This is a genomic window from Lactobacillus sp. ESL0791 (assembly GCF_029433255.1).
GTDB lineage: Bacteria > Bacillota > Bacilli > Lactobacillales > Lactobacillaceae > Lactobacillus.
Window position 1 is genome coordinate 1139274 of the sequence record NZ_JAQTHU010000001.1, and the last position, 24472, is coordinate 1163745.

General features: G+C 38.9%; 19 protein-coding genes and 1 other RNA gene. 6 read left to right on the forward strand and 14 right to left on the reverse strand.

All coding sequences use genetic code 11. From position 1 onward, the window contains the following. Positions 1 to 43 precede the first annotated feature (43 nt). The 4 genes from parE (at position 44) to PT285_RS05720 (ending at position 6510) form a co-directional block, all read left to right on the forward strand. Entirely contained in the window at positions 44 to 2002 is a 1959-nt protein-coding gene (parE, locus tag PT285_RS05705) for a DNA topoisomerase IV subunit B (RefSeq protein ID WP_277148609.1), read from the forward strand. Positions 2003 to 2019: 17 nt separating this feature from the next. Continuing rightward, positions 2020 to 4467, forward strand: coding sequence for a DNA topoisomerase IV subunit A (parC, locus tag PT285_RS05710; protein ID WP_277148612.1), 2448 nt, complete (start codon positions 2020 to 2022; stop codon positions 4465 to 4467). 126 nt (positions 4468 to 4593) lie between these two features. After that, a complete protein-coding gene (locus tag PT285_RS05715; protein WP_277148614.1) occupies positions 4594 to 5547 on the forward strand; it encodes a LysR family transcriptional regulator in 954 nt (317 codons plus the stop codon). A gap of 30 nt (positions 5548 to 5577) precedes the next feature. Next, entirely contained in the window at positions 5578 to 6510 is a 933-nt protein-coding gene (locus PT285_RS05720; protein WP_277148615.1) for a manganese-dependent inorganic pyrophosphatase, read from the forward strand. A 102-nt stretch (positions 6511 to 6612) separates the two neighbouring features. Here the strand turns inward: PT285_RS05720 and PT285_RS05725 are convergent, their stop codons facing one another. Then, positions 6613 to 6972: a helix-turn-helix domain-containing protein gene (locus tag PT285_RS05725; protein WP_277148617.1), complete on the reverse strand. Its 360-nt coding sequence runs from the start codon at positions 6970 to 6972 to the stop codon at positions 6613 to 6615. 1261 nt (positions 6973 to 8233) lie between these two features. Here PT285_RS05725 and xerS point away from each other — a divergent pair. Next, on the forward strand, positions 8234 to 9298 hold the full coding sequence (xerS, locus tag PT285_RS05730; RefSeq protein WP_277148619.1) for a tyrosine recombinase XerS: 1065 nt from the start codon (positions 8234 to 8236) through the stop codon (positions 9296 to 9298). Between the two features lie 43 nt (positions 9299 to 9341). On the opposite strand, the gene PT285_RS05735 is transcribed toward xerS, so the two are convergent. The 3 genes from PT285_RS05735 to PT285_RS05745 all read right to left on the reverse strand — a co-directional run bounded on the left by PT285_RS05735 (position 9342) and on the right by PT285_RS05745 (position 11382). Then, the gene (locus tag PT285_RS05735; protein ID WP_277148621.1) at positions 9342 to 9965 is read right to left on the reverse strand and encodes an NUDIX hydrolase; all 624 of its coding nucleotides are present in this window, start codon (positions 9963 to 9965) and stop codon (positions 9342 to 9344) included. A gap of 56 nt (positions 9966 to 10021) precedes the next feature. Then, positions 10022 to 10900 carry a DegV family protein gene (locus PT285_RS05740; RefSeq protein ID WP_277148623.1) on the reverse strand — a complete coding sequence of 293 codons (879 nt, stop codon included), beginning with the start codon at positions 10898 to 10900 and terminating at the stop codon, positions 10022 to 10024. A gap of 68 nt (positions 10901 to 10968) precedes the next feature. Continuing rightward, positions 10969 to 11382 (reverse strand): MarR family winged helix-turn-helix transcriptional regulator, encoded by a 414-nt coding sequence (locus tag PT285_RS05745; protein WP_277148625.1) that lies wholly within the window; start codon positions 11380 to 11382, stop codon positions 10969 to 10971. 229 nt (positions 11383 to 11611) lie between these two features. Here PT285_RS05745 and PT285_RS05750 point away from each other — a divergent pair, with 229 nt between their 5' ends. Further along, the gene (locus tag PT285_RS05750) at positions 11612 to 13303 is read left to right on the forward strand and encodes an NFACT family protein (protein WP_277148627.1); all 1692 of its coding nucleotides are present in this window, start codon (positions 11612 to 11614) and stop codon (positions 13301 to 13303) included. A gap of 32 nt (positions 13304 to 13335) precedes the next feature. On the opposite strand, the gene PT285_RS05755 is transcribed toward PT285_RS05750, so the two are convergent. The 10 genes from PT285_RS05755 to PT285_RS05800 form a co-directional block, all read right to left on the reverse strand. Then, entirely contained in the window at positions 13336 to 16512 is a 3177-nt protein-coding gene (locus tag PT285_RS05755) for a carbamoyl phosphate synthase large subunit (RefSeq protein WP_277148629.1), read from the reverse strand. Positions 16513 to 16516: 4 nt separating this feature from the next. Beyond that, complete coding sequence (locus PT285_RS05760) at positions 16517 to 17572, reverse strand: carbamoyl phosphate synthase small subunit (RefSeq protein ID WP_277148631.1); 1056 nt, start codon at positions 17570 to 17572, stop codon at positions 16517 to 16519. Positions 17573 to 17576: 4 nt separating this feature from the next. Continuing rightward, positions 17577 to 18482 carry an RluA family pseudouridine synthase gene (locus tag PT285_RS05765; protein WP_277148633.1) on the reverse strand — a complete coding sequence of 302 codons (906 nt, stop codon included), beginning with the start codon at positions 18480 to 18482 and terminating at the stop codon, positions 17577 to 17579. Further along, positions 18472 to 18939, reverse strand: a complete 468-nt coding sequence (lspA, locus tag PT285_RS05770) for a signal peptidase II (RefSeq protein WP_277148635.1) — start codon at positions 18937 to 18939, stop codon at positions 18472 to 18474. The genes PT285_RS05765 and lspA overlap by 11 nt, the downstream gene beginning before the upstream one ends. A gap of 9 nt (positions 18940 to 18948) precedes the next feature. Then, complete coding sequence (locus PT285_RS05775) at positions 18949 to 20625, reverse strand: formate--tetrahydrofolate ligase (protein WP_277148637.1); 1677 nt, start codon at positions 20623 to 20625, stop codon at positions 18949 to 18951. A 191-nt stretch (positions 20626 to 20816) separates the two neighbouring features. After that, a complete protein-coding gene (locus tag PT285_RS05780) occupies positions 20817 to 21149 on the reverse strand; it encodes an EbsA family protein (protein WP_277148639.1) in 333 nt (110 codons plus the stop codon). Positions 21150 to 21160: 11 nt separating this feature from the next. Next, positions 21161 to 22393: a metallophosphoesterase gene (locus PT285_RS05785; RefSeq protein WP_277148641.1), complete on the reverse strand. Its 1233-nt coding sequence runs from the start codon at positions 22391 to 22393 to the stop codon at positions 21161 to 21163. After that, on the reverse strand, positions 22390 to 23514 hold the full coding sequence (locus tag PT285_RS05790) for a class I SAM-dependent RNA methyltransferase (protein WP_277148643.1): 1125 nt from the start codon (positions 23512 to 23514) through the stop codon (positions 22390 to 22392). Before PT285_RS05790 ends, PT285_RS05785 begins: the two co-directional genes overlap by 4 nt. A 66-nt stretch (positions 23515 to 23580) precedes the next feature. Further along, an RNA gene (rnpB, locus tag PT285_RS05795) (RNase P RNA component class B) lies at positions 23581 to 23946 on the reverse strand. Between the two features lie 24 nt (positions 23947 to 23970). After that, positions 23971 to 24384 carry a DivIVA domain-containing protein gene (locus PT285_RS05800; RefSeq protein ID WP_277148645.1) on the reverse strand — a complete coding sequence of 138 codons (414 nt, stop codon included), beginning with the start codon at positions 24382 to 24384 and terminating at the stop codon, positions 23971 to 23973. Between the last annotated feature and the right edge of the window lie 88 nt (positions 24385 to 24472).

A 24472-nucleotide genomic window follows, 5' to 3' on the forward strand; every position in this document is an offset into this window, starting at 1 on the left:
AAGTGGGGTGACTTTTTAATGATTTGTAACTGGAGGAGTTTATTTGGTTAAAACAAGTAAAAAGACAAATTCTTATGATGATTCGTCAATTCAAATTCTTCATGGATTGGAAGCGGTTCGCAAGAGACCGGGAATGTATATCGGTTCGACTGATATACACGGTTTAAACCAGCTGGTTTATGAAATTGTTGATAATTCTGTCGACGAGGCAATGGCCGGTTATGGTGACGAAATCGATGTGACGATTCATAAGGATAACAGCGTCACTGTGCGGGATTTTGGTCGGGGAATGCCAACTGGTATGCATAAGTCAGGCAAGCCGACAATTGAAGTAATTCTGACGGTTCTACATGCGGGTGGCAAATTTACTGAACAAAATTATAAAACCTCTGGTGGACTGCACGGCGTGGGTTCCTCTGTAGTTAATGCCCTATCAAGTTCGATGAAAGTTAGGGTTGTGCGTGATGGCAAAGCCTATGAAGAAGAATTTGCAGATGGCGGTCATCCTGTAGGGACGTTAAAGTGTCTTGGTAAAACCAAAGATAAAACGGGAACTACAATTACTTTTAAACCGGATGAAAAGATTTTTTCGACGATTAAGTATAAATACGAAACCATTCAGGAACGAATTCGTGAGTCGGCTTTTTTGTTAAAGGGTGTCAAATTTGTTTTGACCGATGAGCGTGAACCTGAACATCATGATGAATTTAAGTATGATGACGGGATAAAGTCCTTCGTCGCCTATTTAAATGAAGGAAAGGATACATTAAGTGATATTTTTTACTTCTCTGGTGAACAGGATGGCATGGAGCTCGAATTCAGCGGCCAATACAGCGATAGTTATTCAGAAAATTTGGTGTCCTTTGTCAATAATGTCCGGACTGCCGATGGCGGAACGCATGAAGTAGGCGCAAGAAGCGGGTTTACCCGTGCCTTTAACGATTATGCCAAAAAGCAGGGTCTGCTCGGTAAAAAGGATAAAAATATCGACGGTTCAGATTACCGTGAGGGCTTGAGTGCTGTTTTATCAGTTAAGATTCCTGAAGAATTACTCGAATTTGAAGGGCAGACCAAGGGTAAACTTGGGACACCGCAGGCAAGATCTGCTGTTGATGCGCTTGTATATGAGAAGCTCTCGTACTACTTGCTTGAGAATGGGGAATTGGCCCAGGAGCTCGTCAAAAAGGCACAGCGGGCACGAGATGCCCGTGAGGCGGCCAAAAAGGCTCGCAATGAAACGCGTAATGGCAAAAAGCGCCGCAAAAAAGAACTTCTGTCTGGGAAATTGACCCCGGCTCAATCGCGTAATCCTAAAAAAAATGAATTATTCTTGGTTGAGGGTGACTCTGCCGGTGGTTCCGCAAAACAAGGTCGCGACCGAAAGTTTCAAGCAATTTTGCCGCTGCGGGGTAAAGTTTTGAACACGCAAAAGGCCAAGTTGCAGGATATTTTTAAAAACGAAGAAATCAATACCATGATCTACACAATTGGTGCAGGGGTCGGTGCCGAATTTAAAGTAGAAGATGCCAATTACGATAAAGTCATCATTATGACGGATGCCGATGATGACGGTGCCCATATTCAGATCCTTCTGTTAACTTTTTTCTACCGCTATATGCGGCCAATGATTGAGCAGGGCAAGGTTTATATTGCCCTGCCACCGCTTTATCGTCTGCAAAAGGGCCGCGGCAAGAAGTCTCAGGAAAAATATTCCTGGACTGATGAGGAACTTTTAGCTGACGAAAAAAAGATGGGTAAAGGCTATGCCCTTCAGCGTTTTAAGGGTTTGGGTGAAATGAATGCCGAACAATTATGGCAGACTACGATGAATCCAGAATCACGGATGCTGATCCGCGTGAAAATTGACGATGCAGCGTTAGCTGAGCGGCGGGTAACAACCCTAATGGGTGACAAAGTTGCCGTTCGCAGAAAATGGATTGAAGAAAACGTTAAATTTAGAATGGGCGAAAATAGTTCAATTCTAGAAGAAGAAAATAATTAAAGGGGTTTTATATTTATATGGCTACAAGTGAACGAATTCGCGAAATGCCGCTTGAACAGGTTATGGGGGAACGCTTTGGACGTTATTCAAAGTATATTATCCAAGAGCGGGCGCTTCCTGATATCCGTGATGGATTAAAACCCGTTCAAAGACGAATTCTCTATGCAATGTTTCAGGACAATAATACCTATGACAAACCGTTTAAAAAAGCTGCTAAAGCTGTCGGCAACATCATGGGTAATTTTCATCCACACGGCGATAGCTCCATTTATGGTGCCTTAGTCCACTTATCACAAGATTGGAAGATGCGTGAACCGTTAGTCGAAATGCATGGTAATAACGGTTCCATGGACGGTGATGGCCCTGCAGCCATGCGGTATACCGAATCGCGCTTGAGTAAAATTTCTAACATGCTGTTGCAGGATATTGACAAAAATACCGTCAATATGGTTCTTAATTTTGATGATACAGAGTATGAACCCACTGTGTTACCAGCACGTTTTCCCAATTTGTTAGTTAATGGGTCCACAGGAATTTCTGCTGGTTATGCCACGGAAATTCCTCCGCATAATTTAGCTGAAGTAATTGATGCGACAATTTATTTGTTAAAGCATCCTGATGCAGATTTGGATGAGTTAATGCAGTATGTCAAGGGGCCTGACTTTCCGACTGGTGCCATTGTGATGGGAACTGACGGCATTAAAGAAGCTTATAGAACAGGACGTGGGCGGATTCAAGTTCGTTCAAAAACAAGTGTGCAGGAAATCCGGGGACATCGGCAGGAGATTGTTATAACCGAAATTCCGTTTGATGTTAACAAGGCCTTGCTTGTTAAGAAAATGGATGAAATTCGGTTGAACAAGGAAATCGATGGTGTGGCTGAGGTTCGCGATGAAACTGACCGCCACGGGCTTTCGATTGTCGTTGAACTAAAAAAGGGTGCGGATGCGAAAAACATTCTGAATTATTTCTTCAAAAATACTGACTTACAGGTTTCATATAATTTCAATATGGTTGCAATTGACCACATGACACCAGTACAGGTGGGTTTGAAGCGCATTTTATCATCATATTTGGAACACGAAAAAGATGTTGTTACAAAACGAACTCAGTTTGATCTGACCAAGGCCGAAAACCGTTTAGAGATCATTCAGGGCCTGATTCATGCAATGGATATTTTAGATCAGGTAATTAAAACGATCCGGGCATCTAAAAATAAGGCCGATGCAAAAAATAATCTGGTAGCTGAATTTGAGTTTACCGAGCGCCAGGCTGAGGCAATCGTTTCCCTGCAGCTCTATCGTTTAACCAATACCGATGTTAATGCATTGATTGCTGAGCAAAAAGATTTAGATAAAAAAGTGGAAAAGTTTCGCACACTTTTGGCAGATCACGCGGTTTTAGAAAAAGAGATTATCAAGGAATTGACAGAAGTTAAAAAAGAATTTGGTAATCCCAGACGGACAAAAATCTCTGCAACAAATTCTAAAATTACAATCAACAAAAAGGCTTTGGTGGCAGATGAGCAGGTGCGGGTACTTATCAGCAAGGACGGCTATTTAAAGCGCTCATCGCTCAGATCTTGGCAATCAAGCGACGATGATGACAATGGCTTGCCCGACACCGACGAAGTAGTCTACGAAAAAACGCTGTCGACCCTGTCTTACCTTTATCTGTTTACAAATAAGGGCAATGTTGTGTTTAGGCCAGTCCATGAGATGGTTGATGCTAAATGGAAAGATCCCGGACAGCATTTATCCCAAGAAGTTGGCTTAGATGCTGATGAAAAGATTATTCGTGTTTTTGTTTTCGATAATTTAAAACAAAACTGCAATTTTTTGCTTGCATCAAATGATGGTTATATAAAGCAGGTGCAACTAGCTAACTTGCAGCCAACTAGAACTTACCGGTCGCATGGGATGACTGTTATTAAACTAAAAAGTACGGATAGTAACGTAGTGCGGGTTGATTGTATTGAGCCTGAGTCTAACCTGGAAATCACGCTTTTTACTCATTTAGCGTATGCAGTCAGGTACGATGTAAGTGAAGTTCCGGAGCTCGGTTCCAAAGCTTCTGGCGTAAAATCGGTCAATTTAAAAAAGGATGACTATGTTGTTTCCTATGTGCTTGCAAAACCGGAATACCTGCCTCTAATACGTGTTGGTTTGATTACGCAACGCGGGGCCTTCAAGCAGTTTAAGCTGCAGCTGGTAAATAAAGTTACACGGGCTAAGCGTGGGGTATTGGTACTTAGGGAATTAAAGACTAAGCCGCACAGACTTGCTGCACTTGCTGCTTATGGTCAAAATCATATTTTGCTGCTAACTACTTCAAGTGCGCGTCATATTAAAATTGCTACTAATGATTTCCCGCTTGGTGACCGCTATTCAAACGGTTCATTCGTTGTTGATCCAAATGTCGATGGCAGGCCAGAGACATTAATTTTAAATAATCCGGTTAATTAATTAAAAAAGGGCTACCATTAAATGTTTAAAGGTGTTAAACTATACTTTGACACCTTTGATTTTTACCTTATAAAAATTTATATAATTTAAAATTGGGATTAAACATTTATAGAAAGTAGTTAATTTATGCCAAAAACTGAAAAAATTTTTTCCGCAAAATCTTTACATTATTTTTTGCAATTAATTGATACGATGAATTATACACAGGCAGCGCAAATATTAGGGATTACGCAACCAGCGCTGACTCAGCAAATTAAAAAATTGGAGCGCACTATTGGTGTTCCTTTATTTGGGCAAATTGGTAAAAAACTTTACTTGACCGAAGCTGGAAAGCAGCTGCAAACTGGTGCAATTAGATTATTAGATACGATTAACTCCGTTGTTGATGACATTCAGGAATTTACCCAAGCCGACAAGGGAACGATAACAATCGGAATGCTGGAGAACATCACAACAAAAATTTTGCACTTGTTTTTAGCTGACTTCAGCAAACGCTTCCCGGATATTAAAATTAAAGTACGGTACTTTAAGCGTGAAGACTTGTGGCATGAGCTGGATAATAACTTAATTGACTTGGCAATTATGTACTTACCCGATAATACTAAAAAGAATATTGTTGATTTACAACAACAGTACCGATATTCTGAAATTTACAAGGACCGAATTGTTGTATTAACCCATAAAAAAGATCTTGAGTCGGGTAAAACTTATCCAGTTTCTGCACTGAAAGATCGCAAGTGGGTTGCCTATCCTGAAGAATTTTATCTGTCACAATTGATGCGTGATTATTTTGGCAATAAGCATAAAATGGATGTGCCAATCAGCTTTTCATCGACAGAGCAACTTGTTTCGACCGCAGAAGGCAATGATTACGATACGTTTATCAATGAGTCGTATTATGAAGCCCATAAGAAAGAAATAACGCTGACACCTGTGTATCTTAAGCCCGAGAAGGACTTTTCCGTTTCCCTAGTTTATCGTAAGGGCAAGAGAGAAGTTCCACGAATAGAAAATATTTTGGCTGAATTTAAAAATTTCTTGGATAACTATAAGCAATCGAGTAAACTAGAAGAAAAGTAGTTTTGCTTATAGAAAGAGAGGAATCTTTAAATGGAAAAAGAATTGGTTTTTGGTCATCAAAATCCTGATACGGACGCAATTGGTACAGCAATTGCTTATTCGTATTTGCAAAATAAATTAGGGTATAATACCGAGGCTGTTGCTTTAGGTGAGCCCAACGATGAAACCGCCTATGCTTTAAAAGAGTTTGGCTTTAAGGCTCCTAGAGTCATTAAGACAGCTGCAAATGAAGTTAAGGCTGTTATGCTGGTTGACCACAATGAGCCTCAACAGAGTGTTCCCGATCGCGATCAGGTGAAGGTAACCCATGTTGTTGACCATCACCGGATTATGAATTTTACGACATCTGAGCCGCTATATTATCGTGCAGAACCTGTAGGCTGTACAAGTACGATTGTGTGGGAAATGTACCAGGAAAATGGGGTAGAGATACCGCAAAATATCGCAGGGCTGATGTTGTCCGCAATAATTTCTGATACTTTGCTGTTAAAATCACCGACTACAACTGATAAAGATCACGCAGCTGTTGAAGCGTTAGCTAAAATTGCCGGAGTCGACTACCAAAAATATGGCTTAAAGGAATTAAAAGCAGGAACAAATATTGCTGATAAATCGGAAGAAGAATTAATTGATTTGGATGCAAAAAGTTTCTCCCTAAATGGCAGTGAGGTGCGTATTGCGCAAATTAATGTTGTCGATTTGCCTGAAGCAATGGAACGTAAAAAAGCCTTCCTGACCGCAATGGAAACTGCTGCTAAAGAAAATAATTATGCTTTGTTCATGCTTTTGATCACTAATGTCCTTGATTCTGATTCTAAGGCATTGGTTGTTGGTTCTGATTCCGCAAAGGCCAAATTTGAACAAGCCTTTGGCAAGAACCTGGTTGACGCTGAAGCCAGCCTTCCAGGAGTTGTGTCGAGGAAGAAGCAAGTGGTGCCGCCATTAACAGAGGCTTTTGAATAAGGCTTATAGATAAATTGAGGTTAGTAATATTGCTAATCTCAATTTTTTTGCATAAAAAAACCTGAATCACATCATTTGGTTCAGGTTTTATAACTTATTAGCTTAATCTTTATTGATTTCTTTAGCGACAATAATAAATGCTTTGCAAACGCGTTCCGACTTTTCTGACGGCATCTTACGCAATTCATTGATAACTTTTTGAATAAATACCGGGGTACTATCAGCATGATTATCCGCTTTTACCTCCTTGAAGCGGTAAGCATTCATAATAATATCTGGTGTCGTGGTATTCAAAGCTCTGGCAATTGAATCCAGCTTTTGAATACTGATATTTTGATTTTTAGTTCTTTCAAGACGAGAAATAAAGTTAACAGACAAATCACTTAATTCTGCTAAATCTTCCTGTGTTAGGCGTTGTTCGCGACGTCGACGTGAAATCTCTTTTCCTAAATTTATACTCATGGAATATCAACCCTTTCAAAATTTATTCTATAAAATTATTTATAGAATATTCCAAAAATAAATTAATGACACGGTTAGAATGTATATCTTATCAATAAACTTAAATTTAAACATTGGTATAGGTAAAACATATTTTCATCCAGTCACTATTGTATTGTATGCTTATTTTGAAAAAAATCAAGCAAAAATGCACCTATAAAAAACAATTCTAAAATAAATAAGGCAATTAAGGGCAGGATGTTATTCTTTTATAATGCATTGTCTATAAGTGTATATTTAGCAAATATAAATGATAAAGTATATATCGGAGTTTAGAAAGCGCTTAAACTTAATATAATAAATTATATCATATCAGGATAATAGAAAATATCGTAGATAAAAAATTTATCACAAATACTGAATTTAAGGGACATACTGGAAAATAATTACATTAAATTTATAAAAAATAGAAGTTTTACATTACATTTCTAAATTAATTTCAATTATTATATTAGCCTTATAAATGTTGGATAGATTTGTAGAATTCGATAAGTAAATTCATTTAGTTGCTTGAATAGAGTTTTGCTGAAATAGAAGAAAAAAAGTTTTTGTTATTAAAAAATAGATGATTATTATTACTACTTTAGTAGTGCGATTCAGTAAAGTAAAATTAGTTTTACAGCTTGATTCGTATAATATATATTATGTAAAGTAGTAATAAAAAATTTAGCAAATTGGCCTTGATCAGTCGATGTAAGCTTAAACATAGCAAAACTGCGAATTTAATTGGATTTTACTTGTTAGCTTAAGGATCGACCTGATAGTCTGGATTACATTGATTACTTGTTTTGGCAGTCGTTTATTTCTTAATAAGCGAATTTAATTAATTTAGCTGACAACTGGCGAAATAAATAATTGTTTAAGATCCATTGACTGTTGAATGAATTTTTTAGTTTGCAATATCAATTATGCGTGCTTAAAACAAAAAAAACTCAAAGACTAATAAATTCTGAATTGCCAGTAAATACGTAAGATTCTTTTAGTAATTTTGCTTTCTATCATTAAAACTATAATTTTAATGATAGGTAATTTTACAAATTTATTTGGATATTTTTTGGTTAGCACTAGCAACACGGATAATCTTTCTTTAAATCCTTTCTCTCTCCTACTCCTACTTTTTAAAACGTTTGTTTATTACTCAAACATACATTCGTATTTTGTATTATAATAAAGACTGACTTGCCTACCCTTTTATCTATAAAACAAACTTTGGAGATTTATTTTGGAAACAAAAAAATATTTGGATTTAATTCAGTTGGAGCTTAGTGCACTGCCCTCTTTTATTAAAGAATACAATTTTGGAACCAATCATTCACTGACTACCACGTACCAATATTTAACGGAAATTAGACGTTTTTTTGATTGGCTGCGGCATGAAGGTCTTTCTTCTGCCGCCAATAATCAGGAAGTAACAACTGCAACTCTTGCTAATTTACGCCGGAATGATATTATGCTGTACATTGATTATTTGGGGCACAGGAAAAACCAGCAGGGGCATTTAAATTCACCGACAACGATTAATCGTTCAATCAACGCTCTGCGCTCACTATTTAAGTTTTTAACGATTACCGCCGATAATAACAATGGTCACGTCTATTTTGAACGGAATGTGATGCTTAAGATTGATTCACTGAATAGCACAAAAACGCTCAATTACCGCGCACATGTTCTGGAATCACACATGTATACGGGCAAATTGAAATATGAATTCTTAGACTTCATTGAAAATAATTATGAAGCTTACTGCAATGTTCACGCTTTGCCCGCTTTCAGAAAAAACAAAGAACGTGATATGGCAATCATTGCATTAATTTTAGGAACCGGCATCCGTGTTTCTGAATGTGCCGGAGTCAATTTGTCAGACATTAATCTAAAAGATGCAACACTTGATGTTACGCGTAAAGGCGGTCAGCGCGACAGTGTGCCGATTGCTGAATGGACCCTTGATTACCTGATAGATTATAAAAAAATCCGTAAAGAGCGCTATAAAGCAAGCCAAAAGGAGAATGCGTTCTTTTTGACGAATTGGCACGAGCAGACACGGCAGATCACCACGAATGCGATTGAAAAAATGGTTAACAAATATTCGGCCGCATTTGGCCACCCGTTAACACCTCATAAATTGCGCCATACCTTAGCTTCTGAATTGTATGGCGTCACTAAAGACCAGGTTTTAGTTGCACAGCAGCTGGGTCAAAAAGGCACTTCAGCCACTGATCTTTATACGCATGTCGATCAACGTAAACAGCGCGAAGCGTTAAACGAAATATCTGAACAAGAAAAATAAAAAATTCACGAGGATTAAAGCAATTCTCGTGAATTTTCTATTTTTAATCAAAGATTGGCTGCCAATTCGGATCTTTGGCTGCTTCAAAACACATTTTAATCTGTTCCTTGCTGTTGCGGTGCTCCGATAGTTTGGGTAAATCAGTAAATGCAAAATATTTACAATCTGCCGTTTCAATATTATCAATGAACTCACCACTAATTTCATGGCATAAGAAAAAAGCGATTGTGACACCAGTGACGCGTTGGGGCCGGTTATGATGGTTGTAGTCCTGAATGGCAATTAGGCGATCAACCTTAACATTCCGTCCGGATTCCTCTTTTGTCTCTTTCAAACAGTTTTCTTTGAGTGTCACGTTGACATCGCACCAACCACCCGGTAATGCCCACCTGTCATCCGTTTTTTCTTTAACTAATAAAATCTTATTATCTTTAATAATTGCCGCTCTTGTGGCCAATTTGGGTGTCTGGTAGCCGTCTTCGCTGCTGAATAATGTCTTTACCTGCTTATAGGGTAAACCGGTCTTAACGCTCATCATTTCGGTTGCAATTTCACGTATCCGTTGATAACGTTCGCGGTCAAATTTATCATGCCCATATTCTAGGCCTTCTTGTGCGAGACTTTGCAGTTCAACTGCCCAAGATGTAAGATCATCTATCTTTTGCATAAATTTACCTCAATTTTTCATATCGTATTATCAAAAAACAGCCTTAGGGCTGCTTTTTACTTCGTTAAGTCTAATTTATCAATATCAATCATCCAGGCAAGTGCAAGTGATTTTTCACCCAAATGAGTGGCAATAACCGGACTGAATTTAGTAACCTCAACCGGTTTATCTGGAAAACTCTTATCAATGAATGCTTTTGCCTGCTTTGCTTGCTCGGCATCATTTGAATCAATTACAAAAAGTCGAAGCTTATCTTTATAAGGAAGTTGGCTGGTCTTTTCAAGTGTCAAATTTTCAATACGGGAAAAGGCACGTTTCATTGAACGAATCTTTTCAAAGGCAACGATACTGCCATCTTTAAAAGTTAAGAGTGGCTTAATATGCAACATGGTACCAATAAATGCCCCAGCATTGCTCAAACGACCTCCGCGGCTTAAGTTTTTCAGGTCATCAACGACAAAAAGTTCATCAATTGTTGCGCGAATTTCATCAAGATGCTTCATGATCGTGTCAACTTCTAAACCATTTTTGATCATGCGGGCGGCTGCTAAAACAAGTTCACCTTGTAAACGAACAGTCATTCTTGAATCAAAGGGATATAGATTGTATTCAGGATAATTGCGTGCAATGTTTTTTAAATTATCGTAAAAACCAGAAATTCCTTTAGACAAAGTTATGGCAATTATTGCCTCGTAACCCTTTTGATGCAGGTCATTGAAAAGGCTAATCATGTGTCCCATGCTGGGCTGCGAAGTTTTAGGAAAAGCAGATCCTTGTCTTTGCAATTCAAATAACTTTTCAGAAGTAATATTTATTCCTTCCAAATACTCGTCTTTGCCAATAATAATCGGGATAGGAACAACTGTAACATTGTTGTCGTATGCTTCTTGTTCAGTTAAGACACTAGTACTGTCCGTGACCAATGCAATTTTCATCTAATTAACCTTTCAATTTGTCATTTAATGAAATTATAGCATAAAAGAACTAGTGATACGACCAATAGCTAAATGAAACGTATCTTACTTGCATTTTTTGCAATAAAGGTAAGTTCTTTGTTAAAGCTAGAAGTCTCCTTGGGACTTAAAAGTGAACAAAAAACATTCTCAATTTGAACAAGAGTGGCCCTAAGTTCGGCAGCCTTTGCCAATCCTTTATTGTTCAACATAATAGTCTTGCTAGAATCACGCTCTGAGCGTGTAATTTGGACCAGTTCCTGCGTCCTTTTTTGCTGCAGCTGTCGACTTAAGGTGGAAAGCGAAATCTTCAGTAAAGCAGCCAAATTTCCCATTGTAAAAGAAGCATTGTTGTTCTTCTCAAAAAACAGTAAAAGACGTGTTTGCGAAATATTAAGCCCACACTTAACGCTGATTTCTTTTGTTATTTGAGTTGAAATGTTGCTAAATGCCAAAATATCCATGTATAACTTAGCCTTTCTTTTAGTTTACCACTTTTTGTGAAACATAGTAATATAATCTAACGTACTATATTAAATGTAAAGAAATATCTTCGAGATCATTATAGCAGATCCCCAGCTCATTTACTTTGTGAATTTCACAATACTGCAAGTACGCTATTTTAAGAATATGCAATTTTACTTTAACTGCAAAGAATTGTTATAATAGAAAACGTAATTTGAGGTGATATTTATGGCTTTTGATGGATTGTTTATCCATAATTTGTTAAAAACTTGGCAACCTGTCATCGTGAATGGACGTCTGTCGAAAATTTCGCAGCCATTTGCGCAAGATCTAATTTTGACTTTTAGAAAGGAACGAAAAAATGTTCAATTACTGATTTCAGCAAATGCCCAATACCCACGAATCTATTTGATTAAGAAAACTATTCCTAATCCGGATAAGGCGCCAACCTTCGTCATGGTGCTGCGGAAATATTTGGAGGGTTCTATTCTTAAAGATATTCGTCAGGTTGGCGTTGACCGAATTATCAATTTCTATTTTACTAACCGCAATGAATTAGGCGATGAAACTGAATTAGTTTTGTCAGTTGAATTAATGGGCCGGCACAGCAATGTGATTTTGTATGATGCGCAAAGTAAGAAAATTATTGATCTGCTGAAAAGAATTAATCCTGACGAAAACCGGGCCCGGCTCCTTCTTCCAAAAGCTAAATATGAATTGCCGCCACTTAATCCGGGGCTAAACGGATTGACGATGAGTGAAGAAGATTTTAATAAGTTAAAAGAAGCTAATTCTGATCCTAAAAGTTTTGCTAAAAAAATTAGTGGGCTTGACGGTGATGATCGCAATGAATTAAGCGGTTATTTAGCGGATGATTATTCATATTCATCTTTTAAACTGTTTTTCTCGCAGCTTGAAAAACCGTGTGCCTTTGTTCTGCTAACGCCTAAAAATAAACGGAAGATTTTTACTTACCTTCCCTATCATTTAGATTTAAAAAAGGAAAGTACAAATCCAGATTTAAATCAGGCATTAGATGAGTTTTATGAATACCAGGCTAATCGCGATTGGGTTAAACAAAAGGCGGGTAAGGTTGAACGTGTTGTTAAAAATGAGCAAAAAAAGCTGGCAAAAAAAATCGCTAAATTAAAAAAACAGCTACAAGTAGCTGAAAATTCTGAGGGTTACCGGATTCGCGGTGAAATTTTGAACGCCAATCTTAATCAAGTAAAACCAGGAATGAAGAAGATTGCGTTGCCTAATTATTATGAAAATAATCAGCCGCTTGAAATTAAGCTTGATGTGGCTCTTTCTCCTGCCCGTAATTCGCAAAAATACTTCACTCGTTATAAAAAGCTTCGTGATTCAATCAAGCATGTTAACGAACAAATTGACATTGCACAGAAAAATTTAGAGTATTTTGACTCAGTCCAAACCGAAATTGATAATGCGGAACCGCAAGACATTGACCAAATCAGCGATGAATTGATTAGTCAGGGTTACATTCGTCCAAAGCAGAAGCAAAAACGGCGTAAAAAAGTTACTGAACGCAATCTGAATAAATTTAAGCTTACTTCAGGTAAAATCGTCTTAGTTGGTAAAAATAATTATCAAAACGATTGGCTAACTTTTAAAAAAGCCGATAAGAGTGACACTTGGTTTCATGTTAAGAATATTCCTGGTTCACACGTTATTTTGCGTGATTCTGCGCCAACTGATACAGACATCAAGGAAACGGCCGAGATTGCGGCATATTTTTCAAAGGCAAAGAATTCTGCCCATGTTCAGGTTGATTATGTTGCCGATAAACGCGTCAAAAAGCCCAATGGCGCTAAGCCCGGCTTCGTGATTTATACTGGTCAAAATTCAATAGAGGTTACGCCCGAAAAAGACGCTATTTTAGCAAAAAGGATCAAATAAAAAAGGCAAGGATAATGTCCCTGCCTTTTGTCTTATACCGGCTGCGTTGTTAATGCCAATGATTCTAAGACTTCTAAAATTAATTCTGTTGTTTCAATACTTGAAAAAACTGGAATGTGGGTATTCAAAGCTTCATCACGAATTCTGATTGCATCGCTGCTGGCAATATCGGATAAGCTAGTGATGTTAATGACCATGACAATTTTATGTTGGCGGATTTTTTCAATTAAGTTATTGGGATCGTCGTGAACTTTGCTGACAACACCGGTTGTGATCCCGGCTTCCGCAAAGACGTTTGCCGTTCCTTCGGTGGCAATAATTTTATAACCTAGCCGGTAAAATCTGCGGGCTAGCTGCGCTGCCTTCTGCTTATCCTCATTGCGAACAGAAATAAAGAGCGTTCCGTAACTTGGAATGGTTAAATCACTGGCTTCATAACCTTTATACAAGGCCTTGGCCAGTTGTGTGTCGCGCCCCATTACGGACCCTGATGACTTCATTTTGGAATCAAAAGTATTGCCGCTGTTATAATCAATGTAAGAAAAGACAGGCATTTTGACGTGGATAAAATCATTTGTCGGCCAAAGTTCATTAATATAACCTAATTCGGATAGGTTTTTGCCAATTAAAACTTCCGTTGTATATTCGGTTATGTCCTTACCTAGTGCTTGAGATAAGAAGGCGACATTATGCCCCGCATAGGGCTTAACCTGCAGCAAGTAGAGCGTATCGGCAACCGTTAGAAAATGCAAAGTAAAGATGCCGCGCATCTTAATTTTTTTAATGATTTTAATTGCCGCTTTTTTGATTTCTTCTTGTTTAATTTTGGTTAAGTTTTGCGGTTTAAAGACGGCAATTGAATCCGATGCATGAGAGCCGCTTTGCTCCAAATGCTCAATAATCCCGGGAACGGTAACGTCTTTACCATCAGAAATAGCAGTTAATTCGTACTTATTTCCTTCGATAAAATGTGAAATGGAGACTTGGTCCAACTGATTTTCTGTCAGATATTTTTCCACTGCTGGCAGATCATAGACAACGGCCGATTTTTGCTTGATGCCTCTGCTGATTCCACCAAGCAAAAAGGGAAAATCGTAATCTTCAATGAAATTTTTAATTTCAACCAAGTTAGAAGTTCTTAATGATGGGTTCAGTTTAAGATTTTTAAACGGTAACGCTAAAATATTGTCAATTTTGCGGTTGATGTTTTTATTCTGGTAACCCAATACATTTAGGCCTTGATCCATTAATATTTCACTAAGCGCATTTATTTCTTTGCCCGAAAATTGAAGAAGCACATCCTTAATGCTTTCAGCCTTGGCAATTTTACAAATATTTTCAATGGTAATCGGATCAAAATAGATCCGTTCGACATTCTTATAGCGGTTGGCAACCGATTCATCATTGTTGGACAATAAAATAGTTGCATAATTATTTTTATGTAAAGCTTTGATCGCATGGCTGATCATGTAATCAAATTCGCTTGTCACCGAAACTTGTGACGGCAGCATACCAATAATTAAAATCTTTTGGGGAGCCGCAAGCTGCTGTGCTTCGTTTTCTACACCATAAGAACTGTAAACGGCGTGAACCTTAGGTCGATAAAGTCCGGCTGAACCATCGATCTGCGTGTAAGAGGTTGCCAAACCAACTTGCTCAAGTTGCTTGCGGATACTGCTGACATCTCTTCCAGTAATCACAGCAATTAGCCTGTTAGAAAAGCCTCGTTTTTTAACTTCTGTCAGCAATTCCGTGCTAATTGCGGGATCGGCAGCTAGTTGTTGTCCCAACTTAACGATATTTTGCAGCTTCTGAAAATAAATCGGGTGAAGATTAATGATTTGTTGCAGCTCCTGGTAGTCAAAGCCTTTGGCAATCGCAGCTAAAATTTTGACAATATGCATTTCATCAGGCGCAAGCAAATCAGATTTAATCTCTTCTTTTGTTTTACTATTTTCACTAGTAAAAACGCTAATTGCATAATCTAAGTTAGTGGTTGAAGCTAGTCCTTTTAAAAAGGCAGTTTCAAAATTGCGGCCAATTCCCATTGCTTCGCCGCTGGACTGTTTTCTTCTTCCCAAATGATAATGATTTTTACGGGAAGTTGCCAGTGACCAATAAGGCATTTTAAGCGCAATTTTGTCTTGGACAGGTTCAATTGCGGCAACTAAACCGGACAATGGATCACTGATTTCGTTTAAGTTATAACCGATTGCGACTTTGGCAACAACATAGCCGATGCTGTATAGACCAGTCCGCTGCGCCCAAATTGCACTGCGCGTCACCCGCGCTTTAATTGATAAAACTTTTGCGTGAAGCTCGGTACCATGGTGCTTAACCGCAAAACGAATGCTGGTAATTCCTGTAACTTGTAAATTTGCCACAATTTTTTGCGAAATTGCCCGTAATTCCTGAATTTGGTCATTGTTCAGCGTCAATGCAGGCATGACCATAATTGAATCACCAGAATTAATTGCGACTGGCTCAATTGAATCAGCAAAATTGATAAAAGCGACGTTGCCGTTTTTATCTCTGATCACATCAACAATCACTTCTTCCCATGACGAAAGATCCTCAGTTATCTGATAATGATTCCAGGAGAAATTCTCTGTTTGGCGCTCTTTTTTAAAAAAAGCAGATAAGCTCTTACTGTTGGTAAAAACATATTGGGCGTTATGATAATAGGCTTGAAATTTCGTAACCAGTACCGGAAAAGCAAGCTGCTGATCAATTTGCTCCGGAGTAAGCGCAGTTGAGGCTGCGTCAAGCTGCCAAAAACGGTTGACATCAATATTCAACTTTTTAAGATAGGCAATTCTTTGTCTTTGATCTTTCATCTTGATCGCTTGGAGATTGGTTGTAAGCAGCTTAATGCCCATTTCCTGTAAGATACCATCCTGAAGCAAATTATAGGTAATTTTTAAGCCAGTGGTTGAACCAAAGGCTGTCATGATTGCATCCGGTTCTTCCATCCGGATGATTCTTTTCAAAAAATCCAGCGTCATTGGTTCCAGGTAAACCGTTACACCAGATCGCTTATCCGTGGAAATTGTTGCTGGATTGGGATTAACCAGTACCACCTGAATGTCTTCCTCAAGAAGTGCATCAATCGCATCCGTTGTCACCAAATCTGTTTCCGCGACACTGCCGATTAGGGTTGGGCCAGAACCGATGATCAAAATTTTATCTAAATCATTTTCTAAAGGCATATGCTTACCCCATCATTTCTACAAAATTATCATAAATTTTTTGGGCATCCAGGGCACCGGGTGCCCCTTCTGGATTAAAGGCAGTGGCAATTACTTTGTTTTCCTGATTGATGAACCCGGCTAGCAGACCGCTATGAAGATCAACGTATTTTTGCTTCATCTCCATTTGCACACTATCAGACAAAAAGAGCTGATCAATATTCATTGCCACCTGCAAAATTTTATTTGTATTCTGTTCAATAACCGGATAATTCGTCCCGTTGAATTCTTCTTCCAAATCAACTAGCTCAAAATTAAGGTAATCGCCTAGAACAAGAAAGCCAAGACCAATCCCTAAAAGCGGATACTTGCCATAAAAGTACGTTAAAAGCGGCTCAAGTCCCGCGCTAACTTCAGCACATTTTCCTGGGCCGTTAGAAATAATTATTCCGTTAGGCCGTAAATTTTCGATATCGGTAACAGTGGCGTTATACGGCAACACCGTAACATTGATTTTCCTAAGTGACAACTCGCGCAACATTGAGTGCTTAAGTCCCAGGTCAATCACGGCCACGGTCTTACCGACATTAGGTGCGGCATAAGCATTTTTAGTCGAAACCGCTGCCGATTTGTTTTTAGGCAGAACCAGCGCTTTAATTTGGTCAAAGGCATGTTCATCGTCTGTATCCATGATGGACGCCTTGATCATTTTTTCCTTGATCAGGAGCTTAACCAAAGCCCGGGTATCAATGTTAAAAATCGCCGGAATGTTTTTTTCCTTCAAAAAAGAATCTAGCTCTTGAAAATTAGTACTGTCGGTAATATTCCAAGTTACATCGTTGGCAATAATTCCCTTAACGGTTGGATTAATGCTTTCATAATCAATGGCATTAATGCCTGTGCTGCCGATCACTGGTGTGGTAAAAACCAGAATTTTACCGGCATTGGTGGGATCGGTCAATGCTTCCTGGTAACCGAAATTGCTGGTTTGAATTGCCAGTTCACCGGTTGCGGTAATACTGGCACCGATTCCCTCTCCTGGAAAAGAATGCCCGTCTTCAAGAATTAAATATCGTTTCATCTAATCACTTATTTCTTAATTCATTAAGCCGTTCAGTAAAAATCTGCGGCGGCTCAACTTCAAATTCAAGCCACTCATTAGTCGTCGGCTGAGTAAAGCCAAGTACTTCGGCATGCAAAAATTGGCCGTTGCCCTTGAGCGTTTTGCGCGGTCCGTATAATGGATCACCAGCAACCGCATGGCCAATGTAATCCAGATGAACCCTAATTTGGTGTGTCCTGCCGGTTTCTAATCGGCATTTAATCAAACTATAACCCGGAAACTGTTCCAGTACGGAAAAATGCGTCACGGCATCTTTGCCATTAGCAACCACCGCCATTTTTTTGCGATTATTAGGATTGCGGCCAATAGGCGCATCAATTGTGCCGGTTTGTTCACTAAAATTACCGTGGACAATTGCCAAGTACTCACGCTTGTTGGTTTTGTGCGCCAACTGCGCTTCTAAGCTTTCTCGGGCATGAGCATTTTTGGCAACCATTAATAGGCCCGAAGTATCCTTGTCAATTCGATGAACGATTCCCGGACGAAAGCCCTCAGGACTTGCTGCTAAATCTTTGGTATGGTACAAAAGCGCGTTAACTAATGTATGATTCGGATGCCCTGCCGCTGGATGAACTACCATGCCCTGCGGCTTATTGACAACAATTACATCTTGGTCTTCATAAACAATTTCAAGGGGAATATTTTCTGGCTCTACCGCCAGTGGCTTTAATGGTGGTACAACAACCGAAATTTGGTCATCCGACTGTATTTTATACGAAACCTTTGCAGTCTTGCCATTGACTAAAATTTTCTTGTCTTGAACTAATTCTTTGACTCTGGTTCGAGACAAGGCAGAAATTTTATCTGCAACAAATTTATCCAACCGTCCCTGTTCGTCCTTTACCTGAAATTCATATTTATCCGGCATTTTTATCCTTTTTCTCGTCAAAAAACAGCAGGTAAATAAAGATTAGAATTACCCCAACTGTGATTGCCGAATCAGCAATGTTAAAGATATTAAAATGAATGAAATCAACTTGCAGCATGTCCACCACATATTTAAGGTGCAGGCGATCAATAAAGTTGCCAATAATTCCACCTAAAACCAGGGCTAAACCCAGGTCGAATAAGGTATTACGATATTTTTTAGTAAATAAAAAATAAAGACAAACAATAATTGCAACGATACTGATGATGTAAAACAGCCACATTTGGCCGATTAGAATATTCCATGCCGCACCATTATTTTGAATGTAGGTAAAAGATAAAATACCCGGAATAACTTGGTGAACCTCACCAAGAGCGTAGTTATTGATGATAAAAGCCTTTAAGCCCTGATCCATTAAGACTACGACTAAGGAAATAATTAAATATAAATATTGCATAACTAATTTTTAAAATAAACCGCTAATCTTGCCGTCATTGTCAACGTCAATTTCAAGTGCTGCAGGATGTTTCGGTAATCCGGGCATATCTAAAACATGCCCCGTGGTAATTACAATGAATCCAGCGCCGTTCTTTAAACTAGCGCCCTTAACATGCAGCGTGAAATCAACTGGTGCACCTAACTGATCTTTGTCATCGGTGAAGGAATACTGTGTTTTGGCAATGATTACCGGTAACTGATCTTTACCCATTCTTTCTAACTCGGCAATTTGTCGCTCAGCTTTTTGACTGTATTCTACCTGACCAGCATGGTAGATCTTTTTAGCTATTTTAGCTATTTTAGTTTTTATCTTATCATTTTTGTTATAGCTTGGAGTTAAATTAGCTTGCTGAGAATCGGCAAGATCAACAACGGCTTGGGCTGCCTCAATACCGCCTTTTGAGCCATCGGCATGATAAGTAACAACTTGGGCGTCTATTCCCTGTTCTTTAACCAAACTTTGCAATAAAGCAAGTTCTTTATCGGTGTCGGTTGCAAATTTATTGATTAAAACGATCACGGGAACGTTATAAGAACGCATATTGTTCATGTGCCGCTCTAAATTACGAAAGCCTTCTTTTAATGCCAGCAAATTTTCCTGATCAAGCCTAGCAGTATTGCCTTCAGCCTGATATTTTAAGGCGCGAATCGTTGCCACAACGACACAAGCGTCTGGTTTTTTATCAAGTTTAGTTGCGACGAAATCCATAAATTTTTGGCCGCCCAAGTCACTGCCAAAACCAGCCTCTGTCAAAGTGTAATCACTCAAGTGCAGTGCCAAATTCGTTGCCATAATTGAGTTAGCACCGTGAGCGATGTTGGCAAAAGGACCGCCATGAACAAGTGCCGGCGTATGTTCGATTGTTTGTACTAAATTCGGCTTTAAGGCATTTGCAAGCAGTGCGGCGATTGCCCCTTGAAAGCCTAAATCTTTAACGTAGACTGGCTGATCATCTTCAGTAAATGCAACCAACATGTTGCCAATCCGATATTTTAAATCATTAATATCAGTCGCAAGACACAAAATTGCCATTAATTCGTTTGCTACGGTGATGGCAAAACTGCTTTCGTGCTCAACACCGTTAAATTTTGAGCCCTGCCCAACCGTTACTTTTCTAAGTGCCCGGTCATTAACGTCAAGACCGCGCTTCAAAACAATTCGCTGTGGATCAATCTTTAACGCATTATCTTGATAAAGATAATTGTCAACAAGGGCTGCCAAAGTATCGATGGCCGAGGTCAAGGCGTGCATGTCACCGGTAAAGTGCAAATTAATGTCTTCCATCGGAATAATTTGGGCTTGCCCACCGCCGGTCGCTCCGCCTTTAAGGCCAAACACCGGCCCCATTGACGGTTCACGCAGGGCAATCATCGTTTTTTTGTGTAACTGATTATTAATGGCATCGCCAAGGCCAATCGTAATGGTCGATTTCCCTTCTCCGGCCGGTGTTGGCGAAATCGAAGTTACCAAAATCAATTTCCCAAGATGGTTATTATTGCGCGCCTCCTTGATTGCAGGCCAAGTAATCTTGGCTTTGTCGTAACCATAAGGTTCAAGGGTTTCTTTACTAAGTCCTATTTTTTGGGCAATTTCAGTTATTGGTAATATTTCGGCTTCTTGCGCAATTTGAATGTCTGATTTCATGGGCATGTACCTCTCTTAGACTAAAAGTTTTTAACTATCATTTTTAAAAGTGCATTTCATATTAGAATTTAGGTCCCACCTTTTTTAGTCTAAGAATATTATAGCAAACTTTCTTCTTAATTTAGACTGTTAAAGTTAGTCTTTAACAGTTCAAATATTTTTATCTAAAAAATAGCAGGCTAAACAGTCTGCTACTTCGTGATTCGTAATAAATAATAAGTTTGTAAAGGGGATGTCTTTACTTGATAAAATTTAAAAATCCCCCATTTCAGGCTTTCCCGCGGTTCATTTTTTAAATTAACTCTGGGGCGATAAGGCAACTTTAAGTATTGCCGATTCCAGTATGAATTTACCAGCGTGTAGATTAGAAGGACAAAAAATACCGATAAGACGATAATCGCTGCCCAACTGATATTCGCAGCGCCCTCATAAGCCAAAACCAGGCCAACAAATAAAATGATAAATAGCCAGCAGTAATAAATAATGCCTGTCCGGCCCAATAAAATAAAATGTTTCTTTTTCATAAAATACCTTGTTAATACTTGATTTGCAAGTGTAAATTGCTGTTACCTGAGGTGTCATATAGAGACTTAAAGTAAGTTTCAAAGAAAGGATCTTCTTTAATTAAGGTTTGAAATTCAGTTGATGCCTTAATTTGCTCTAACTGCTTACTGGTAAGTTGATTGTGTCCCGTAAAAAAATTAAAATTCAGTTCAGCAAATAAGTTGCCCATTTTCCGAATGAGGCCGAGATCATATTTGCCTTTATGCATTTCTGACTGAACCAGCCTGCTTGAAATATTACCAAACTGCAAGTTTTTTAAATAATCATGAAAATGCATTAAGGTATAATTTTTTTGCTGAATTTTCGTCAAATAAGGCCGCATGTCAAATTCTTTGCGGAGATAAGTAACCCTGTCAGGAGCAACTTGTAGAATACCATAACCCTGATCATATGAGCAAAAGCTGGAGCTTGCCACTTCAATTGTTGGAATTTTTTTCTGCGGTCCGATAATGTTTTGCGCGTGAATATGACCGGAAAACGCTAATCTGACATCATATTTTTGGCATAACTTGCGCACTTCATCCGCGTTATCCAAAACAAACCCACTACTGACGGCTTTATTATGAACATAAAGGTTGTGATGCAGAAATAGTAGGACGTGCAGCTTTTGTTTCTGTGCCTGCTGCAATTGCCTTTCAAACCAAAGCAGCTGCCTAGAACTAATATGTCCTCGCGTTAGCGGTGCCGTATGTGCTTCTTTTTTTCCATAATAGTTGGAGTCCAGCATAATCAATAGATACCGCGGATTAAGTTGCACACTGTATGCAAGTGAACTAGGATCCTTGCTGCTGCAATTATCATAGGAAACTTGGAAAATTTGTTGCCATTCTTTGGGACTGATTTGCTTGGCATAAAGCTGCTGTTCATTGTTAAATTTGCGTGCCCAACCGTCGTAAATATCATGGTTACCAGGCAATACTAGCAGCCTTGTATCTTTTAAAGAACTAAAAATTTGGGCAAATTTTTGGGCCGAAAGTAGTTCACCGTTGAATGTCACGTCACCCGTGACAATAATTGCGACAGGCTTTTTTTCCTTGGTCATTTTTGCAAACGCCTTTAGCGCAATTTCTTGATAATAAAGGTCTTTGCCCTGGCTTGTTTTCTGCATCTGAGCAAAGGCTTGACCATTATCATGTAAATTGTCGGCAATTAAATGTGTGTCTGACAGAATCCAAAGTGCTGCTTCCTCTTTTTGCGTAATCATCTTCTATTTGCCCAAAACTGATAGAAATCTACGCGCAGGTTACCATTAAATAGTTTGCGCTTTTTGGTTGCCGTGTGCCCAAAATACTTTTCAAACTCCGGATCCCCGACCAGATAATACTGGCTGAAACTGTTGTATTTGCCCAAAACTTGTCCCATCTGCTTGTATAAGCCTTCAGCAGTCTCCTTGTCTTTTAAGCGTTTGCCATATGGCGGGTTGGCAATAATTACCCCATTTTCAAGATCGGTTGCAAAGTCTTTAACTGCTACCTGCTTGAAGTAAATATCCTGTAAAACCCCGGCATTATGGGCATTAACTTTGGCAATTTCCAGAATTGACTGATCAATATCACTGGCAACAATTGGTGCCGAAATTTCTTTTATTTCACTTTCAGCCTCGTCCAAAGCCTCTTGATATAAATCCTGGTTAAACCAGTCAAAGCCTTGATAGGCAAATGAGCGCCAACTTCCGGGAGCAATATTTTTGGCAATTAAAGCTGCCTCAATTGCTAAGGTTCCAGAACCTGTCAATGGGTCAATTAAGGGATGGCTGCCGTCATACGGTGTCAATTTTAACAAGCTGGCTGCAAAATTTTCTTTTAACGGTGCTCCGCCGTGTTCAACTCGGTAACCCCGCTTAAACAGACTAGCCCCGCTTGTGTCCAGAGATAAGCGGACTTTATTTTTATAAATATGAATATCAAGCGGATATTCACTACCGCTTTCGGGTAAGAAACCGCGGCGGTGATATTGATCCGACATCTTGTTGACAATTGCTTTTTTGACAATTGACTGGATGCCCGGTTCTGAATGCAGTTGCGAGCGAACTGACCGACCCTGAACCGGAAATTTGGCATCAACCGGCAGCAATTCCGCCCAGTCAAAATCATAAGTCTGATTATACAAACTATCAAAATCGGTTGCTGTGAATTCCTTCAGCAGGATTTTAATCCGGTCCGCCGTTCGCAGCCACAAATTGGTTTTAACGATATCTTTTTGGCCGCCTCTAAAAAAAACACGGCCGTTTTCTGTCTGTGTTTGGTAGCCCAAGGATTGCAGTTCTTTTGCAACGACGCTTTCAAAGCCGGCTCCCATTGTGGCGTATAACTGATATTCTTTCATTAGTAATCATTCGTTTCTTTAAAAAAAGAGTTGAGCTTCAAAAAACTCAACTCTGCCTTTGCAAATTTCTATAAGCCACGTTCTGTTCTAGTAATTCTGGCTCAATTACCGTTAGCAGTCATCTATCTTTACTAAAATATAGTAATCCGGCCTTTAGTTCAATTCCTTAGGCCGAAACGCCCCTACCAAATTTGGGTTGCACGCTCGCAGGGTTTACCTCGTTCCACCAGAATCGTTTCCAATTCTGCTTCGTCACTGTGGCACTTTTCAGGATAGTCATACATATCTCAAAGTGAAACTTAGTATTTTTTCCGCCGTAATAAGAAATATTCTCCAGCTTCTTGGGCTGAATACGATCACTACAAACATCGCAGTTTGTGCGTGCGTGGACTTTCCTCAGTTAGCAGCAGCTAACCGCGACTGCACAAAATTCACATTTAACATTATAACAAAGCGTTATTCATTTTGTAAGCCGTAAACATGTTTTTCTAGCTTATAAACTTTGCGTTCCAAGGCTGAAATTCTTTGAATAATCTCCATGTTAGTTGAGTTTTCACCGTTATTTCTGGACACGGAAGGAAATTCTTCGCTTCGGGATCTCCTTGGTGCATAGGTTTTAACCTCTTCATGCATTTCAGCATCGTCCTTTTCAGTTTCCTGCAACTTTTTCTTGGAATCCATTAATTCACGCTGTAATTGGCCGATCTGACCGTAAAGATCCTCGATTATTTGGTGAAAAGTATCATAATCGGTGATCACTTGATCCAAATAGGCGTCAACATCATCGGGATCAAAGCCTTTAACCTTGGTCTTAAACTGCTTTTTTAATATATCTTCTCCAGATAATTTAACATCATTTAAATTTGCCATTTTTATGACAACTCCTTTACACCATCTTATTTTAGCAAAAAGCCAAAATCTTTAAAACTATAAAGCGAATTTTGTCAAAATTTTTTAT

Coding starts and splice junctions, on each gene's coding strand:
- parC (WP_277148612.1), top strand. CDS start 2,020: ATGGCTACAAGTGAACGAATTCGCGAAATGCCGCTTGAACAGGTTATG.
- PT285_RS05715 (WP_277148614.1), top strand. CDS start 4,594: ATGCCAAAAACTGAAAAAATTTTTTCCGCAAAATCTTTACATTATTTT.
- PT285_RS05720 (WP_277148615.1), top strand. CDS start 5,578: ATGGAAAAAGAATTGGTTTTTGGTCATCAAAATCCTGATACGGACGCA.
- PT285_RS05725 (WP_277148617.1), bottom strand. CDS start 6,972: ATGAGTATAAATTTAGGAAAAGAGATTTCACGTCGACGTCGCGAACAA.
- PT285_RS05735 (WP_277148621.1), bottom strand. CDS start 9,965: ATGCAAAAGATAGATGATCTTACATCTTGGGCAGTTGAACTGCAAAGT.
- PT285_RS05740 (WP_277148623.1), bottom strand. CDS start 10,900: ATGAAAATTGCATTGGTCACGGACAGTACTAGTGTCTTAACTGAACAA.
- PT285_RS05745 (WP_277148625.1), bottom strand. CDS start 11,382: ATGGATATTTTGGCATTTAGCAACATTTCAACTCAAATAACAAAAGAA.
- PT285_RS05750 (WP_277148627.1), top strand. CDS start 11,612: ATGGCTTTTGATGGATTGTTTATCCATAATTTGTTAAAAACTTGGCAA.
- PT285_RS05755 (WP_277148629.1), bottom strand. CDS start 16,512: ATGCCTTTAGAAAATGATTTAGATAAAATTTTGATCATCGGTTCTGGC.
- PT285_RS05760 (WP_277148631.1), bottom strand. CDS start 17,572: ATGAAACGATATTTAATTCTTGAAGACGGGCATTCTTTTCCAGGAGAG.
- PT285_RS05765 (WP_277148633.1), bottom strand. CDS start 18,482: ATGCCGGATAAATATGAATTTCAGGTAAAGGACGAACAGGGACGGTTG.
- lspA (WP_277148635.1), bottom strand. CDS start 18,939: ATGCAATATTTATATTTAATTATTTCCTTAGTCGTAGTCTTAATGGAT.
- PT285_RS05775 (WP_277148637.1), bottom strand. CDS start 20,625: ATGAAATCAGACATTCAAATTGCGCAAGAAGCCGAAATATTACCAATA.
- PT285_RS05780 (WP_277148639.1), bottom strand. CDS start 21,149: ATGAAAAAGAAACATTTTATTTTATTGGGCCGGACAGGCATTATTTAT.
- PT285_RS05785 (WP_277148641.1), bottom strand. CDS start 22,393: ATGATTACGCAAAAAGAGGAAGCAGCACTTTGGATTCTGTCAGACACA.
- PT285_RS05790 (WP_277148643.1), bottom strand. CDS start 23,514: ATGAAAGAATATCAGTTATACGCCACAATGGGAGCCGGCTTTGAAAGC.
- PT285_RS05800 (WP_277148645.1), bottom strand. CDS start 24,384: ATGGCAAATTTAAATGATGTTAAATTATCTGGAGAAGATATATTAAAA.